We start from the raw sequence: 17,160 nt of genomic DNA on the forward strand, positions 1-17,160 counted from the left end.
CCTGCACAGCGGTCACACCGCCCATGCAGGCCCCTGCACGGGCGTGGCGCCTCCCAGGTCGATAGAATCTTCGCTTCCTGCCCGCGCGGGGGCGTGCCGCCCGCCGCCTGCACCGCCTAATCGAAGATCGCGTCCTCACATGTCTGCCAATCAACCAACGTCCGCCTCGCACAACCAGCTCGACACCAAGGCCCAGGCCTGGTCCGCTCTCTTTGAAGAGCCGATGAGCGATCTGGTCAAGCGCTATACCTCCAGCGTGTTCTTCGACAAGCGCCTGTGGCAGGCCGACATCACGGGCAGCCTGGCGCATGCCGAGATGCTGGCGGCCCAGGGCATCATCGCCGCCGCCGACCACGAGTCCATCCGCAAGGGCATGGCGCAGATCACGCAGGAAATCGAGTCCGGCCAGTTCGAGTGGAAGCTCGACCTGGAAGACGTGCACCTGAACATCGAGGCCCGCCTGACCCAGCTGGTCGGCGACGCCGGCAAGCGCCTGCACACGGGCCGCAGCCGCAATGACCAGGTGGCCACCGACGTGCGCCTGTGGCTGCGCGGCGAGATCGACCTCATCGAAGGCCTGCTGGGCGAGCTGCAGCTGTCCCTGGTCGAAGTGGCCGAGAAGAACGTGGACGTGATCCTGCCCGGCTTCACCCACCTGCAGGTGGCCCAGCCCGTGAGCTTTGCCCACCACCTGCTGGCCTATGTGGAAATGTTCAAGCGCGACGCCGAGCGCATGCTGGACCTGCGCCGCCGCGTCAACGTGCTGCCGCTGGGCAGCGCGGCCCTGGCCGGCACCACCTACCCGCTGGATCGCGAGCGCGTGGCCCGCACCCTGGGCATGGAAGGCGTCTGCCAGAACTCGCTGGACGGCGTCAGCGACCGCGACTTCGCCATCGAATTCACCTCGGCCGCCAGCCTGTGCATGGTGCACGTGAGCCGCCTGTCCGAAGAGCTGATCATCTGGATGAGCCAGAACTTCGGCTTCATCCGCATCGCCGACCGCTTCACCACGGGCTCGTCGATCATGCCGCAGAAGAAGAACCCCGACGTGCCCGAACTGGCACGCGGCAAGACCGGCCGCGTGGTCGGCCACCTGATGGGCCTGATCACCCTGATGAAGGGCCAGCCCCTGGCCTACAACAAGGACAACCAGGAAGACAAGGAGCCGCTGTTCGACACCGTGGACACCCTGAAGGACACGCTGCGCATCTTCGCCGAGATGATCGGCGGCCAGGCCGACCCGGCCACGGGCGGCAAGAAGGGCGGCATCACCGTCAACGCCGAAGCCATGCGCGCCGCCGCACTCAAGGGCTACGCCACCGCCACCGACCTGGCCGACTACCTGGTCAAGAAGGGCCTGCCCTTCCGCGACGCGCACGAGACCGTGGCCCATGCCGTCAAGCTGGCCTCGCAAAAGGGCGTGGACCTGACCGAGCTGCCGCTGGCCGAACTGCAGGCCTTCAACCCCGGCATCGAGGCCGATGTCTTCGAGGCGCTCAGCCTGGAAGGCTCGCTCAATGCGCGCAACACCCTGGGCGGCACGGCGCCGGCCCAGGTGCGCAAGCAGCTCGCAGGCCACCAGGCGCGCTTGAATGCACGCCTGAACGCACGCCTGGGCTGATCCCCCCGTTCGCCGGAGCCGCGCCATGACATCTTCCCGCCGCCAACTGCTGACCGGGGCGCTGCGCGCCGCCGGCGCAGTGACTGCCGTTGCCGCCTCGTCGGCCCTGGCTCCGCTGGCCTGGGCACAGCCCGGGCAAGCCATACGCATCCTGGTGGGCTTTCCGCCGGGCGGCGGCACGGATGCCATCGCACGCCTGCTGGCCGACCGGCTCAAGGACGTGCTGGGCACCACGGTGCTGGTGGACAACCGCCCCGGCGCGGGCGGGCAGATCGCGGCGCAGCAGCTCAAGGCGGCTGCGGCCGATGGCCACACGCTGTTCCTCACGCACGACCACACCATCTCCATCCTGCCCCAGGTGGTGAAGAAGCCGGGTTTCGACCCTGGCCATGATTTCGTTCCCGTGGCCGGCTTTGCCACCTTCGTGAACGCGCTGGCGGTCTCCGCCAACACGCCGGCGCGCAACCTTGCCGAGTATGTGGAGTGGGTGCGCCAGGGCGCAAAGCGCGGCAGCATCGGCATTCCCGCGCCCGCGTCCACGCCGGAATTCCTGGTCAGGCTGCTGGGCGAGCACTACAAGCTCGACCTGGTGGCCGCACCCTACCGGGGCAGCGCGCCCATGCTGGCCGACATGCTGGGCAACCAGATTCCGGCCGGCATCGCCTCGGTGCAGGACTTCATGGAAAACCACAAGGCCGGCAAGCTGCGCGTGATCGGCGTGCTGGGTACGCGCCGCCAGGCCACCATGCCCGAAGTGCCCACGCTGGCCGAGCAGGGCGTCAAGGGCTTCGAGGACACGCCCTACTACGGCATCTACGCGCCGCGCGGCACGCCCCAGGCCTTCATCGACCGCTTCTCCGCCGCCGTGGCCACCGTGCTCAAGCAGCCCGATGTGCACGAGCAGCTCACCGCCCTGGGCCTGACCGTGGGCCACATGCCGCCCGCCCAGTTGGCCGAGCGCGAGCAGGCCTATACCCAGGTCTGGAAACGCATCATCCAGACCAGCGGCTTCCAGCCGCAGTAAGACATGCGGACTGCGGGGCGACAGCCTCCGCGGCCGGCAAGCGCTGTGTTTTGGTACGGCCATCGCCGGAGCTGACGGTGCAGTGGGTTGCGCGAATCCTTGTGATCGGACATATATGACGCCTTCATGCGTCGATGTCTTACAGATGGATACACCGCAGACCCGGTTCCGGGCACCCGCAGCAGGGCCTGCAGCGGATGCGGGCCGGTATCATCCCGCGCAGTGGTTTTCAGCCGCAGCGGATGCGGCCCTGCATTCGGTGCATGCGGGCGACAGGCCTGCGCCTTGTTCCAGCCCTTGCCGCCGAGCCCTGCCTGCAGCGCAGGGTTTTTCATTTGCAGCGTGTCATGCGGACAGCTCGCGTCGCAGTGCTGAAAGCCTGCTCATTCCAAGAAAACAGCGGGCCATCTGAGCCCGACAGAAGGGATTGCCATGGGGGTGCTTCGCACGAAAGCGATCAGTGGGTTGCAGGGGGCTCCGGCGCACAGCCGGCCCTGGAGCCGGTGGGGGTTGGGGCTGCTGCTGGGATCGGCGGCGCTGACGGCGCAGGCCGTGGGCGTGCGCCAATTCAGCCCGCAGGGAGAGGTGGCCAAGGTCGAGCAGGTGGTGGTGCAATTCGATGGCACGGCCGTGCGCTTTGGCGACCCCAAGGCGGCCGCGCCGGTCACGCTCAGCTGCAGCGATGCGGCGGCCACCCAGGGCACGGGCCGCTGGAACAGCGACCGGGAATGGGTGTTCGACTTCAAGCAGGCCCTGCCGCCCGGCGTGCGCTGCACGGCCCAGCTGGTGGCCGGCTACAAGTCGCCTGCGGGCACGGCCGTGACGGGCGCTGCCAGCTACCAGTTCCAGACCGGCGGCCCGGCCGTGCTGGACATGGCGCCCGACACCTATGAACAGATCGACGAGGAGCAGTACTTCGCGCTGCGCCTGTCGGGCCCGGCCACCGTGCAAAGCCTGCAGCAGCACATGTGGTGCACGGCCGAAGGCGTGGGCGAGCGCATACCCGTGCGCCTGATCGACGGCAAGGAGCGCGACGAGCTGCTCAAGCACCGCGGCTGGGACAAGGCCGCCGCCAAGAACCCTCTGCAGTACGCCACGCTGGCCTGCAACCGCCGGCTGACGGCGGGCACGACCATGAAGCTGGTTTTTGGCGCCGGCATCGCCACGCCCAATGGCGTGGCCAGCCGCCAGGACAAGCGCTTCGAGTACCGCGTGCGCGAGCCCTTCGCGGCCGAGTTCAGCTGCGAGCGCGAGAACGCCCAGGCCGCCTGCCTGCCGATCCGCCCCATGCGCCTGAACTTCAATGCCCCCGTGCCGCGCAAGCTGGCCGAGGGCATTCGCCTGAGCAGCGGCGCCTCCAAGGTGGCGCCCGTGATCGACGGCGAATACGGCGAAAAGCTCAGCGAGGATTCGCTGGTGCAGAACCTGAGCTTCCCGGCCACCATGCAGGCCCAGGCGCGCTACACGGTGGAGCTGCCTCCGCAGTTCAAGGACGCGGCAGGCCGCAGCCTGAGCAATGCCGACATGTTCCCGCTGCAGGTGGCCACGGGCGCGCTACCGCCGCTGGCCAAGTTCGCGGCCTCGCCCTTCGGCATCGTCGAGCGCTATGCAGAGGGACCGGACGGCCCGGCCCTGCTGCCCGTGACGCTGCGCAATGTGGAGTCCGAGCTGGCCACCAAGTCCCTGGATGCCAGCCGCGTGAGCACCAAGCAGCCCGGCAGCGATGCCGAGATCATTGCCTGGATGCGCCGCGTGGCGGACTACGAGTCTTCCGACATGGACCGCAAGCGCGCCTCGCGCGACATCAAGGGCCCGCTGCCGCCCGTGATCGACAACGAAAACCGCGACTATGTGCAGACGCGCATGCTGTCGCTGCTGGCCGGCCAGGGCGACGTCAAGACGCTGGAGCTGCCCAAGCCCGTCAAGGGCGATCCGCGCCCCTTCGAGGTGGTGGGCATTCCGCTCACGCCGGGCTTTCACGTGGTCGAGATCGCCTCGCCGCTGCTGGGCCAGTCGCTGCTCGATGAGCGCTACGGCTCGGCGCGCAGCATGTATGTGCGCACCTCGGCCCTGGTGACCAACCTGTCCGTGCACTTCAAGCTCGGCCGCGAGAACGCGGCCGCCTGGGTGACCACGCTGGACAAGGGCCAGGCCGTGGCCAATGCCAAGATCCAGGTCTCCGACTGCAATGGCAAGGTGCTGACCTCGGCCACCACCGACGCCAGTGGCGTGGCGCGCCTGGACGGCCTGTCGCCCGAGCCTCCCCAGTGCACGGGCGGTGTCGGCTACCGCTCGCCGGCCTACTTCGTCAGCGCACGCGCCCAGGGCAAGGACGGCCAGCAGGAGCTGGCCTTCACCTGGAGCGACTGGCAGCGCGGCATCGAGTCCTGGCGCTTCAACGTGCCCACCAGCCGCAGCGCCCAGCGCGACGAGGTGGCCCACACCATCTTCGACCGCACGCTGCTGCGCGCCGGCGAGACCGTGTCCATGAAACACCTGATGCGCACCCAGACCGGCATCGGCCAGGGGCAGGGCGGCTTTGCGCTGCCCGAGCAGCGGCCCACGCAACTGGTCATCACCCATGAAGGCAGCGGCCAGCAGTACACGCAGCCGCTGCAGTGGCGTTCCACGGGCACCGGCGGCCTGAGTGCGGAAAACAGCTTCTCCGTGCCCAAGGGCGCCAAGCTCGGCTCGTACTCCGTGGAGCTGCGCGGCGATGGCAACGGCTCGCGCGGGCGCAACAATCGCTTCGGCACGGGCAGTTTCCGTGTCGAGGAATTCCGCCTGCCCGTGCTCGAAGGCCGTGTGGGCCCCGAAGGCAAGCAGGCCCTGGTCGGCGTCTCCAGCCTGCCGGTGCAGGTGCAGGTGAACTACGTCTCCGGCGGCCCGGCGGCCAACCTGCCGGTGCGCGTGTCCGCCCTGGTGCGCTCCACCTGGATGGACCGCAGCGACTGGCAGGGCTTCAGCTTCTCGGCACCGCGCAGCGCCCAGGACACGGGCCAGAGCGATGACGAGGAGGCCACGGCCTCCCAGGACAGCAAGGTGGTGGCCGACAAGCTGCCCGTGACGCTGGACCGTGAAGGACTGGGCAAGCTCAAGATCGAGAACCTGCCCAAGCTGCGCGAGCCGCGCGAGCTGCTGATCGAGGCCACCTATGCCGATCCCAATGGCGAGGTGCAGACCCTGCGCAGCACGCAGATGCTGTGGCCCGCGGCCATCGTGGCCGGCGTGCGCGCCGAAAGCTGGATCACCACGGGCCGCAAGCTCCAGTTCCAGGCGCTGGCCCTGGGCGTGGACGGCAAGCCCCAGGCCGGCGTGCCGGTCAAGGTGGAGGCCATCTCCCGCGTCACCACCAGCAGCCGCAAGCGCCTGGTGGGGGGCTTCTACAGCTATGACAACCAGACCACGCTCAAGTCCATGGGCACGGTGTGCACGGGCAACAGCGATGCCCAGGGCATGGTGCAGTGCGAGGCCCAGCTGTCGCAGCCCGGCGAGGTCGAGCTGATCGTCACCGCCTCCGACAAGGATGGCCGGCCCGCCCAGGCCGCCTCCAGCGTCTGGGTCACGCGCCAGGGCGAACTGTGGTTCGGCGGCGAGGACCATGACCGCATGGACGTGCTGCCCGAAAAGCGCAGCTACGAGCCCGGCGAGACCGCGCGCTTCCAGGTGCGCATGCCCTTCCGCTACGCGACGGCCCTGGTCGCCGTGGAACGCGAAGGCATCGTCAGCACCCAGGTCATGCAGCTCAATGGCCAGAACCCCACCGTGGAGCTGAAGGTCCAGCCCGACTGGGGCCCCAACGTCTACGTGAGCGTGCTGGCCCTGCGCGGGCGGCTGCGCGAGGTGCCCTGGTACAGCTTCTTCACCTGGGGCTTCAAGGCGCCGCGCGAGTGGTGGAACGCCTTCTGGCATGAGGGCAAGGAGTACATCGCGCCCACGGCCCTGGTCGATCTGTCCAAGCCCGCCTATCGCCTGGGCATGGCCGAGATCCGCGTGGGCACCAAGGCCCATCGCATCGACGTCAAGGTCACGGCCGACCAGGCCAGCTACCAGGTGCGCGGCACCGCCAAGGTCACCATCAGCGCCACGCTGCCCGACGGCAAGCCCGCCGCTGGCGCCGAGGTGGCGCTGGCGGTCGTGGACCAGGCCCTGCTGGAGCTCATGCCCAACACCAGCTGGCAGCTGGCCGACGCGATGCTGCGCCGCCGCGAGTGGGGCGTGCAGACCTCGACCGCGCAGATGGAGGTGATCGGCAGGCGCCACTACGGCCGCAAGGCCGTGGCCGCTGGCGGCGGCGGTGGCCGCAGCCAGACGCGCGAGCTGTTCGAGACGCTGCTGCTGTGGAATCCGAGCGTGGTGCTCGATGCCCAGGGCAAGGCCCAGGTCAGCGTGCCGCTCAACGACTCGCTGACCACCTTCCAGGTGGTGGCGGTGGCCGACCATGGCGTGTCGATGTTCGGCACGGGCCAGGCGCCCATCCGCACGGCCCAGGACCTGCAGATCATCAGCGGCCTGCCGCCGCTGGTGCGCGAGGAGGACCAGTTCCGTGCCATGGTCACGCTGCGCAACACCTCGGCCAAGGCCATGAAGGTGCAGGTCACGCCGCGTGCCACGCTGCTGGAGCTGGCAGCGCAGACCGTGGAGATTCCCGCAGGCGAGGTGCGCGAGGTGGCCTGGAACGTCACGGCGCCGGCCCAGCTGGGCCAGACGCGCGCCGAGGCGCTGATCTGGGAGATTGAGGCTCGCGACACCGCAGGCGGTGACAAGCCGGCCAGCGACAGGCTGAAGGTCAGCCAGCGCATCATCCCGGCCGTGCCGCTCACGGTGCAGCAGGGCACGCTGATGCAGGTCGATGGCAGCATCAACCTGCCCGTGCAGCTGCCGGCCGATGCGCTGTCCGGCCGCGGCGGCCTGCGCATGTCGCTGGCGCCCAAGCTGGCCGAAGGCCTGCCCGGCGTGCGCGACTGGTGGGCGCGCTATCCCTACAGCTGCCTGGAGCAGGTCACCAGCAAGGCCGTGGGCATGAGCGACGCCACGCTGTGGCAGTCCACCATGGGCCAACTGCCCAGCTACCTGGACAGCGACGGCCTGGCCAGCTACTTCCCGCTGGCGGGCGACGGCTCGGGCCGTGCGGCCCGCGGCAGCGATACGCTGACGGCCCACCTGCTCAACCTCTCGGCCTTGGCACAGGGCGTGGACAAGCGCTTCGTGCTGCCGGCGGCCGAGCGCGAGCGCATGGAAAACGGCCTGATCGCCTTCGTCGAAGGCCGCATCCAGCGCAGCTTCTGGAGCCCGCGCAAGGATCTGGACATGCGCAAGCTGGCCGCCATCCAGGCGCTGGCGCTGACGGGCCGCGCCAATCCGCGCATGCTCGACAGCATCACCATCGCGCCCAATGACTGGCCCACGCATGCCGTCATCGACTGGGTGGCCCTGCTCAAGCACATGCGCGAGCTGCCCCAGCGCGAACAGCAGCTGGCCCAGGCCCAGCAGATCCTGCGCGCCCGCCTGAGCTACCAGGGCACGCGCGTGGCCTTCAGCAACGAGCAGGACGACCAGTGGTGGTGGCTGATGCAGGGCCCCGAGGTCAACCTGGCCCGCCTGATGCTGGTCAACATGGACGACCCGACGTGGAAGGAAGAGCTGCCGCGCCTGGCCAATGGCTTCATCTCGCGCCAGAGCAACGGCGCCTGGGGCACGACCACGGCCAACCTGTGGGGCGCGCTGGCACTGCAGCGCTTCTCGCAGCAGTTCGAGGCCACGCCCGTGACGGGCGCCACCCAGGCGGCTTTGGGCGCGTCCCAGGCCCGCGTGGAGTGGAGCCAGGTCACGCGCATGCGCGCCAGCGACACCGAGGGCGCGGCGCACCAGGCGTCCAGCTTCGGCGCGACCACGGTGGTCGGCGGCCTGCGCAACAACACCATGTTCCTGCCCTGGAGCGCGGTGGGTGATGCCCGCAAGGGCCAGCTGACGGTGACCCAGCAGGGCACCGGCAAGCCCTGGCTCACGCTGCAGTCGGTGGCGGCCGTGCAGCTGAAGGCGCCGTTCAGCGCCGGCTACACCGTCACGCGCACGGTCAAGCCCGTGGAGCAGGCCGACAAGAGCCTGCCCGCAGGCCAGTACTCGCGCGGCGACGTGCTGCGCGTCACGCTGGAGGTGCAGGCCCGCACCGACATGACCTGGGTGGCCATCACCGACCCCGTGCCCACGGGCGCCACCATCCTGGGCGGCGGTCTGGGGCGCGACTCGGAGATCGCCTCGGGCGGCGAGCGCGCAGAAGGCGCGGGCTGGCTGGCTTATGAAGAGCGCAGCTTCGAGGCCTACCGCGCCTACTACCAGTACCTGCCCAAGGGCAATACGCGCGTGGAGTACACCGTGCGGCTGAACAATGCCGGCGACTTCGCGCTGCCGCCTACGCGGGTGGAGGCGCTGTATGCGCCCGAGATGTTCGGCGAGGTTCCCAACGCCCGCATCAAGGTGAGCGACAAGCGCTGATGCAGCGTTGATGGCGCCCTGACAAGGGGGCGGTCCTGCGGCCTATGATGGCCGCGGGACCGCCCCTTTTTTTCATCACCCTCCGCTCCATGGCACAAGTCATCCTCTCTCCGGTTCCCGCAGGCAGCGCCCTGCAGCACCGCCTCAAGACCGCCTACTTCCACGACAGCTACCAGCTGCAATTGCCGGACGACGGCAGCAGCCCCATGGCGCTGTACCTGCGCTGCGTGGGCCGCACGCCGGGCTGGATCGACTTTCTGATGCGCCTGCGCAACCGCGTGGTGGCGCCATTCGGCATCAAGGACCTGGGCACGCTCAGCGGCGTCGATGCGCAGCGCCAGCCATCGAGCTACCGCGTGGGCGACCGCGCCGGCATCTTCCGTGTCCATGCACTGAGCGACAGCGAAGTGGTGCTGGGCGACAGCGACCGGCATCTGGACGTGCAGGTCTCCCTCATGCGGCTGCCCGGCCCCGAGGGCGCGCCGTCAGGCACCTTCACCGCCGCCATGTCCACCGTGGTCCATGTGCACAATGCCTTGGGCCGCATCTACATGCTGGGCGTGGCGCCGGCCCACCGCGTCATCGCCCCGGCCGTGGTGGCCAAGCTGGCCGGCTGACTTGGCCTGAAGGCAGCACGTCAGCAAAACGGAAGCCTTCAGGGCCTGCGTCCGACGCGCGCAGACGCGGCGAATCACGATACTTGCGGCCTTTGCCCGGCGGACATCCCCCGAGCAGGGAACGCGGCCCGCCCCACAAGGGCAGGGCCGCCACCATTGCGAATCGGTTCCCGGGCACACCATTGATCACAAGAGAGAGGGTATATGCCAGACACGACCACCGATCACCGACCGGCGCCACCCGCGCCACCAGTGGCTGCGCCACCGGATACGCCGCAAGCGGCCACGCCATCGCCTGCCGAGCCTGCACCGCGCATCACGTTCTCGGGCCCCGTTGTCATTCCTTCCCTGCTGGTGCTGGGCCTGCTGCTGCTGTACTGCGGCCTCATGCCCGACAGCGCCGACCGGCTGTTCTCCAGCGCCCAGGACTGGGTGGTGGGGCACATGGACTGGTTCTATGCCGTCTCGGTCACGCTGTTCCTGGTCTTTCTGATCTTCGTCGCGTCCAGCCGTTTCGGTGATATCCGCCTGGGTCCCGATGATGCGGAGCCCGAGTTCAGCTTCATCTCCTGGACCGCCATGCTGTTCGCCGCCGGCATGGGCATCGGCCTGATGTACTTCGGCGTGGGCGAGCCGCTGCAGCATTTCCTCAAGCCGCCCACGGCCGTGCCTTCCACGCCGGCTGCCGCGCGCGAGGCGCTGCAGTCCACCTTCTTCCACTGGGGCTTCCATGCCTGGGCCGTCTACGGGACCATGGGCCTGGTGCTGGCCTATTTCGGCTTTCGCTACAACCTGCCGCTGACCATGCGCTCGGGCCTGTACCCGCTGCTGGGCAAGCGCATCAACGGCCCCATCGGCCACAGCGTGGATGCCTTCGCGCTGGTGGGCACCATCGCGGGTATCGCCACCACGCTGGGCTATGGCGCGCTGCAGCTGGCCGCCGGCCTGCACACGCTGACGGGCTGGGACACCTCCACGGCGCTGTTCCGCATCTCGGTCATCGTCATCGTGGTCGGCCTGGCCGGGCTGTCGGCCGTCTCGGGCCTGGACAAGGGCGTGCGCCGCCTGAGCGAGTTCAATCTCGTGCTGGCCTTCATCCTGCTGGCCTTCGTCATCGTCGCGGGGCCCACGGTCTTCCTGTTCGAGGCGCTGAGCGAGAACATCGGCAACTACCTGTCTGGCCTGGTCCAGCTGTCGTTCCGCACCTTCGCCTACGAGCCGCCCAGCCAGGAAGGCTGGTTCGGCGGCTGGACCATCCTCTACTGGGCCTGGTGGATCTCCTGGTCGCCCTTCGTGGGCATGTTCATCGCGCGCATCTCGCGCGGGCGCACCATCCGCCAGTTCGTGACCGGCGTGCTGCTGGTGCCCACGGCCTTCAACCTGCTGTGGATGACGGCCTTCGGCAACAGCGCCATCTGGATAGACACCCACGTGGCCATGGGCGCGTTGGGGCAGACGGCCTCGAACGTGGATGCGCTGCTGTTCCGCTTCTTCGAGTACCTGCCCTGGTTCAAGCCCGTGGCCTGGCTCACCATCGTGCTGATCGCGGTGTTCTTCGTCACCTCGGCGGACTCCGGGGCCTTCGTGGTGGACAACATCGCCTCGCGCGGCCATGCGCGTTCGCCGGTCTGGCAGCGGCTGTTCTGGGCTGCCGTGCTGGGCGTGACGGCCATGGTGCTGATGCTGGCCGGCGGCCTCAAGGCGCTGCAGGCCATGACCCTGGTGGCGGCCCTGCCGGTGGCCGTCATCATGCTGGCCCTGTGCTACGGGCTGTGGCGCGGGCTGCAGGCCGACCGCGCGCACTTCTCGCCCGACCTGGCTCCGGCCACCAGCTTCTGGAGCGGCCAGCACTGGCGCAAGCGCCTGGAGCAGATCGTGCACCAGCCCTCGCGCGCCGATGTGCGCAGGTTCCTGGCCGGAGTGGTGCTGCCCGCCATGAACGAGGTGGCCGCCGAGATGCAAAGGCGCGGCGTGCAGGCCGTGGTCACCGAGGACCTGGATGGCGAGGGCGCCGTGCGCCTGACCGTGCCCGATCCCTCGCTGCGCGACTTCGTCTACGGCGTGCGCGCCACGCGCCGCACGGTGCCCACCTTCCTGGTGAGCGAGGCGGCCAGCGAGCAGGAGCGGCGCCATGTCTACGAGCCCATCACCTTCTTCGAGGACGGTCGCCTGGGCCACGACATCCAGTACCTGCGCAGCGAGGAAGTCATCGCCGACATCCTGCGCCACTACGAGCGCTACCTGTCGCTGAGCGCCGACCAGCGCACGCATCTGCTGAACCGGGCTCCGGGCCACAGCTGAGCCGTGCTGCGCAGTGCCGCCGTCGCGGCACCCCGGGCCTTTGGGTAAACACCGGGGTGCCAGCCGGCGGCCGCCTGCGGATACTGGGCGCTGCCATGCAGCTCGAATACTCCACCCATTCGCAGGAGCCACGCCATCGTTTCGACTACTGGCACGAGGTGGTCTGCCGCCACTGCATCCCTGCCGACAGCCACCGCGCGCAGGGGGATGGTGCCGGTCCCGGCGGCTTCGGGGCCACGCTGTCCGTGCGGTCCCTGGGACTGCTGGAGATCAGTGCCATGTCGGCACCCAGCCACCGCTGGGTGCGCAACGCAGCCCACCTGCGCCTGCATGCCCGCGATGAGCTGTGGCTGGGCTATCTGCTCCAGGGCCAGGCCGAGGTGCGCCAGGGCGGGCAAGTGGCCCGGCTGAGTGCGGGCAATCTGGTGCTTTATGACGCTGCGCAGCCTTTCGAATTCTCGGTGGCGCCCCGCGATATCCTGCTGATGCGCATTCCGCGCAGCGAATTGTTGAATCGCTTTGCCCGTGCACCCTTGCACGCGGGCCGGGTGCTGCATGGCCATGCCCCGGCCGTGGCGCCGCTGCGGGCCATGCTCGGCGAGGCCATGGCCATGCCGCCTGCGCCGCACGGTGATGCCTTGGCGCAGCGCTTCGGCATGGCGCTGCTCGATGTGCTGGCCCTGGCGCTGGAGATGCAGGAAATGGCCGTGCAGCCCCGCGCGGAACGGGACCTGCACGGCCGCATCCAGGCGTTTATCCAGGACAACCTGGGCTCGCCCGAGCTGTCGCTGCAATGGCTGGCGCAGCAGCACAACGTCTCGCCGCGTACCGTGACGCGGGCCTTTGCGCGGCGCAACCAGACGCCCATGGGCCTGGTATGGCAGCTGCGGTTGCAGGCCAGCCGCCAGGCCCTGATGCAGGGGCGCTGCTCCAGCGTGACCGAGGCGGCCTTCGCGCATGGGTTCTCCGATGCGGCGCACTTCAGCCGAGCCTTTCGCAAGGCGTTCGGCTGCACGCCCCGCAGCCTGCTGGCCGCCTGAGCAAGGTCGCTGACCCTCCCGAACAAGCGTGGGTGCCGCCGGCTCCCTAGCATGGGCCTGCCGTGCGTCCCGTGCGGCTTTTCCAGTGCAACAACGGTGGCGCCCCGGAGCCGGGCGCCGGGAGACATGCCATGAACGACAGCGAACTGCACCATCTCGAACTGCTGGAGGTGGGGCGCGAGATCCAGTCCCGCCGCATTTCCTCGGAAGAGGTGACCCGCCACATGCTGGCGCGCATCGAGGCCGTGGATGCGCGGCTGCACAGCTACGTGACGGTGATGGCGCAGCAGGCGCTGGAGGACGCCCGCCGCGCCGACGCCGAGATCGCGCAGGGCCGCCGCCGCGGTGCGCTGCACGGCGTGCCGCTGGCGCTCAAGGACCTGCTGTGGACCCGGGGCGTCCCCACCACGCATGGAATGACGCTGCACCGCGACCATCGCCCCACGGAAGATGCCACCGTGGTGCGCAGGCTGCGCGAGGCCGGCGCCGTCATCCTGGGCAAGCTGCAGCAGACCGAAGGCGCCTTCGCCGACCACCATCCCGAGATCACTGCCCCCGTCAACCCCTGGGGCGCCCAGCTATGGCCCGGCGCCTCGTCCAGCGGCTCGGGCGTGGCCACGGCGGCGGGGCTGTGCTTCGGATCGCTGGGCACGGACACCGGGGGCTCCATCCGCTTTCCATCGGCCGCCAACGGCATCACGGGGCTCAAGCCCACCTGGGGCAGGGTAAGCCGCCACGGCGCCTTCGAACTGGCCGCGTCCCTGGACCACATAGGCCCGATGGCGCGCAGTGCTGCCGATGCCGCAGCCATGCTCGCGGCCATCGCCGGGGCGGACCCGCTGGACCCTACGGCCAGCCAGTGCAGCGTGCCCGACTATCTGGCCATGATGACGCGCGGATTCTCCGGCCTGCGCCTGGGCATGGACTGGCAATGGGCACTGGACGGCGTGGATGCCCCCTCCCGCCAGGCGGTGGAGCAGGCCCTGGCGGTGGCGCAGCGCCTGGGGGCCAGCGTGCAGGAAGTCCGCTTTCCCGATGCCACCCAGGCGGTGGAGGACTGGCCGGCGCTGTGCGCGGTAGAGACCGCCGTGGCGCACGGCGCCACTTTCCCTGCACGGCGCGAGGCCTATGGCCCCGGGCTCGCCGGGCTGATCGACCTGGGGCTGGGCCTGTCTGCCACCGACTACCAGCGGCTGCTGCTGCGCCGCGCGGACTTCACGGGCCGGGTGCGTGCACTCTTCGCGCAGGTGGACCTGCTGCTGGTTCCCGCCACGGCCTTTGCGGCCCCCACGCTGCAACGCATGGCGCATTTCGGCTCCGATGCCGAGCTGTTCTCGGGCATGCTGCGCTACACCTGCCCGTTCGACCTGACGGGCAGCCCCACGATCACGCTGCCCGGCGGACGCACTCCCGAGGGCGCGCCCGTGGCCTTCCAGTTCGTGGCCCCCGACTTCCGCGAAGACCTGCTGGTGCGCGCGGGCTGGGCGTTCCAGCAGGCCACGGACTGGCACAGACAGCACCCTGCTGCCTGAGCTGCCTGAGCTGCCTGAGCCGCCAGGCCGGTGGCGCGACACGGGCCTGTCACACAGCCTTCCTAGACTGGCGTGATGTCCTTGATCGAGATGGAAGGTGTCGCCAAGTCCTGGGGCGGCACCACGGCACTGCAGGCGCTGGATCTGCGCATTGAACCCGGATCCTTTTGCGTGCTGCTCGGTCCCTCGGGCTGCGGCAAGTCCACCACGCTGCGCATCATCGCGGGCCTGGAAAGCGCCACGGCGGGCCGCGTGCGCATCGATGGGCAGGACGTCACCCAACTGCCGCCCGCACGGCGCGGCATTGCCATGGTGTTCCAGAACTACGCGCTGTTCCCGCACCTGACGGTGGCGCAGAACATCGGCTTCGGCCTGTCCGTGCGCAAGGTCCCGGCGGCCGAGGCGCGACGGCGCATCGACGAGGCCGCCGCGCTGCTGGGCCTGGACGCGCTGCTGGCGCGCCGGCCCGGGCAATTGTCGGGCGGCCAGCAGCAGCGCGTGGCGCTGGGCCGTGCCCTGGTGGCCCGCGCCCGCGTCGGCCTGATGGATGAGCCGCTGTCCAACCTCGACGCCCAGCTGCGCCAGGAAATGCGCACCGAGCTGCGCGAGCTGCAGCGGCGCCTGGGCCTGACCGTGGTCTATGTCACCCACGACCAGGCCGAGGCCATGGGCATGGCCGACCAGGTGGTGCTGCTCAGCCAGGGGCGCGTGGAGCAGTGCGCCGCGCCCCAGGAGATCTACAGCCGGCCCGCCACCACCTTTGCGGCGCGCTTCATTGGCACGCCGGCCATGAACATCGCGCGCCTTGATGGCCTGCTCATCGCGGGCAGCCATGCCAGCGCCGCGCCCGCCGGCCTGCAGCAGCCGGGCCAGGCGCGCTGGCTGGGCGTCAGGCCCGAGGACATGCGCCTGTCGCTCCATGGCGATGTCGGCAGCGGCCCCGTGGTGGCTGCCGACATCGAAAGCCTCGAGTACCTGGGCGCCGACCTGGTGCTGCGCTGCCGCGTGGGCAGCGAGCAACTGATGGTGCGCACCGCTGGCAGCCAGCTCGGCGGCCTGCAGCCGGGCCAGCTCGTGGGCCTGCGCTGGGCGCGCGAGGCCACGCATTTCTTTGACGAAAAGGGGCGGCGCTGCACGGCCTGAGGCCGTGGCACCACTCCTATCTTCCTCCGCAGTTCCACCGTTTCAGCCGTTCCGGCTTTCGCATCCGAAGCACCTTCCAGGAGAGTCCGCCATGCAACGCCATGCCTTCCTCAAAACCCTCGCAGCCGCTGCCGCCCTGGCCGCCACGGGCCTGCTGAACACCGCCAGCGCGCAGACGCCGCTGGAGGTGCCGTTCTACTACCCCGTGGCCGTGGGCGGCCCCATCACCAAGGTGATCGACGGCTATGCGGCCGAGTTCAACAAGGCCCATCCGCAGTACCGGATCACGCCCGTCTATGCGGGCACCTACCAGGAGACCATCGTCAAGGCGCTGACGGCCCACAAGTCGGGCAAGCCGCCGGCCAGCTCGGTGCTGCTGTCCACCGACATGTTCACGCTGATCGACGAGGACGCCATCGCCCCCATCGACGACTTCGTGAAGACCGATGCCGACCGGGCCTGGCTCAAGGGCTTCTACCCGGCCTTCATGGCCAACAGCCAGGCGGGCGGCAAGACCTGGGGCGTGCCCTTCCAGCGTTCCACCGTGGTCATGTACTACAACAAGGAAGCCTTCAAGGAAGCCGGCCTGGACCCGAACAAGGCGCCGCAGAACTGGAAGGAACTCAAGGAAGCTGCGCACAGGCTGACGAAGAAGGACGCCAGCGGCAAGGTCGTGCAGTACGGCATACAGATCCCGTCCACGGGCTTTGCCTACTGGATGCTGCAGACGCTGACCACGCCCAATGACGTGCTGCTGGCCAACGAGGCCGGCACCCAGGTCACGCTGGACAGCCCCCGGGTAGTGGAGGCGCTGGACTTCTGGGTGGGCCTGGTCAAGGAAGGCGTGCACCCGGCCGGCGTGGTGGAGTGGGGCACGACGCCCAAGGACTTCATGGAAAAGAAGGCCGCCATCATCGTCACCACCACGGGCAACCTGACCAATATCCGTGCCAATGTCAAATTCGACTTCGGCGTGGGCCAGATCGCAGGCAATGTGCGCAAGGGCTCGCCCACGGGCGGCGGCAATTTCTACCTGTTCAAGAAGGCGCCCCGGGAGCAGCAGGAGGCGGCCTTCCAGTTCATGAAGTGGGTCACCCAGCCCCCGCTGGCCGCGCAGTGGAGCATGGACAGCGGCTACGTTGCCGTCTCGCCCGCCGCCTATGACACGCCCGCGCTCAAGAAGTACGGCCAGGACTTCCCGCAGGCCCTGGTGGCGCGCGACCAGCTGCCGGTATCGGTGGCCGAGTTCTCCACGCATGAGAACCAGCGCGTGACCAAGGTGCTCAACGACGCCGTGCAGGCCGCCCTCAACGGCAGCAAGACCTCGGCCCAGGCCCTGCAGGATGCGCAAAGGGAAGCAGACCGCATCCTGCGCCGCTACAAGTGA

At 69.3% G+C, this 17,160-nt stretch carries 9 protein-coding genes; all 9 read left to right on the plus strand.

The annotated features are described in order from the left end of the window. Window positions 1-139: 139 nt before the first annotated feature. The 9 genes from argH (at window position 140) to AC57B5_RS25525 (ending at window position 17,160) form a co-directional block, all read left to right on the plus strand. Window positions 140-1,621, plus strand: a complete 1,482-nt coding sequence (gene argH, locus AC57B5_RS25485) for an argininosuccinate lyase (protein ID WP_012207114.1) — start codon at window positions 140-142, stop codon at window positions 1,619-1,621. Window positions 1,622-1,646: 25 nt separating this feature from the next. Beyond that, a complete protein-coding gene (locus AC57B5_RS25490; protein WP_013800951.1) occupies window positions 1,647-2,645 on the plus strand; it encodes a Bug family tripartite tricarboxylate transporter substrate binding protein in 999 nt (332 codons plus the stop codon). Between the two features lie 432 nt (window positions 2,646-3,077). Continuing rightward, a complete protein-coding gene (locus AC57B5_RS25495) occupies window positions 3,078-9,140 on the plus strand; it encodes an alpha-2-macroglobulin family protein (RefSeq protein WP_496400569.1) in 6,063 nt (2,020 codons plus the stop codon). An 89-nt stretch (window positions 9,141-9,229) separates the two neighbouring features. After that, window positions 9,230-9,757 (plus strand): DUF2867 domain-containing protein, encoded by a 528-nt coding sequence (locus AC57B5_RS25500; protein ID WP_496400570.1) that lies wholly within the window; start codon window positions 9,230-9,232, stop codon window positions 9,755-9,757. Between the two features lie 204 nt (window positions 9,758-9,961). Further along, entirely contained in the window at window positions 9,962-12,058 is a 2,097-nt protein-coding gene (locus AC57B5_RS25505; protein ID WP_216294119.1) for a BCCT family transporter, read from the plus strand. 95 nt (window positions 12,059-12,153) lie between these two features. Then, complete coding sequence (locus tag AC57B5_RS25510) at window positions 12,154-13,098, plus strand: helix-turn-helix domain-containing protein (protein ID WP_496400571.1); 945 nt, start codon at window positions 12,154-12,156, stop codon at window positions 13,096-13,098. A gap of 131 nt (window positions 13,099-13,229) precedes the next feature. Further along, window positions 13,230-14,630 (plus strand): amidase, encoded by a 1,401-nt coding sequence (locus AC57B5_RS25515; protein ID WP_496400572.1) that lies wholly within the window; start codon window positions 13,230-13,232, stop codon window positions 14,628-14,630. A gap of 75 nt (window positions 14,631-14,705) precedes the next feature. Further along, window positions 14,706-15,773, plus strand: coding sequence for an ABC transporter ATP-binding protein (locus AC57B5_RS25520; RefSeq protein WP_496400573.1), 1,068 nt, complete (start codon window positions 14,706-14,708; stop codon window positions 15,771-15,773). Between the two features lie 91 nt (window positions 15,774-15,864). Further along, on the plus strand, window positions 15,865-17,160 hold the full coding sequence (locus AC57B5_RS25525) for an ABC transporter substrate-binding protein (protein ID WP_496400574.1): 1,296 nt from the start codon (window positions 15,865-15,867) through the stop codon (window positions 17,158-17,160).

The organism is Delftia sp. BGA-UO-ETr-SB1 (genome assembly GCF_059567865.1).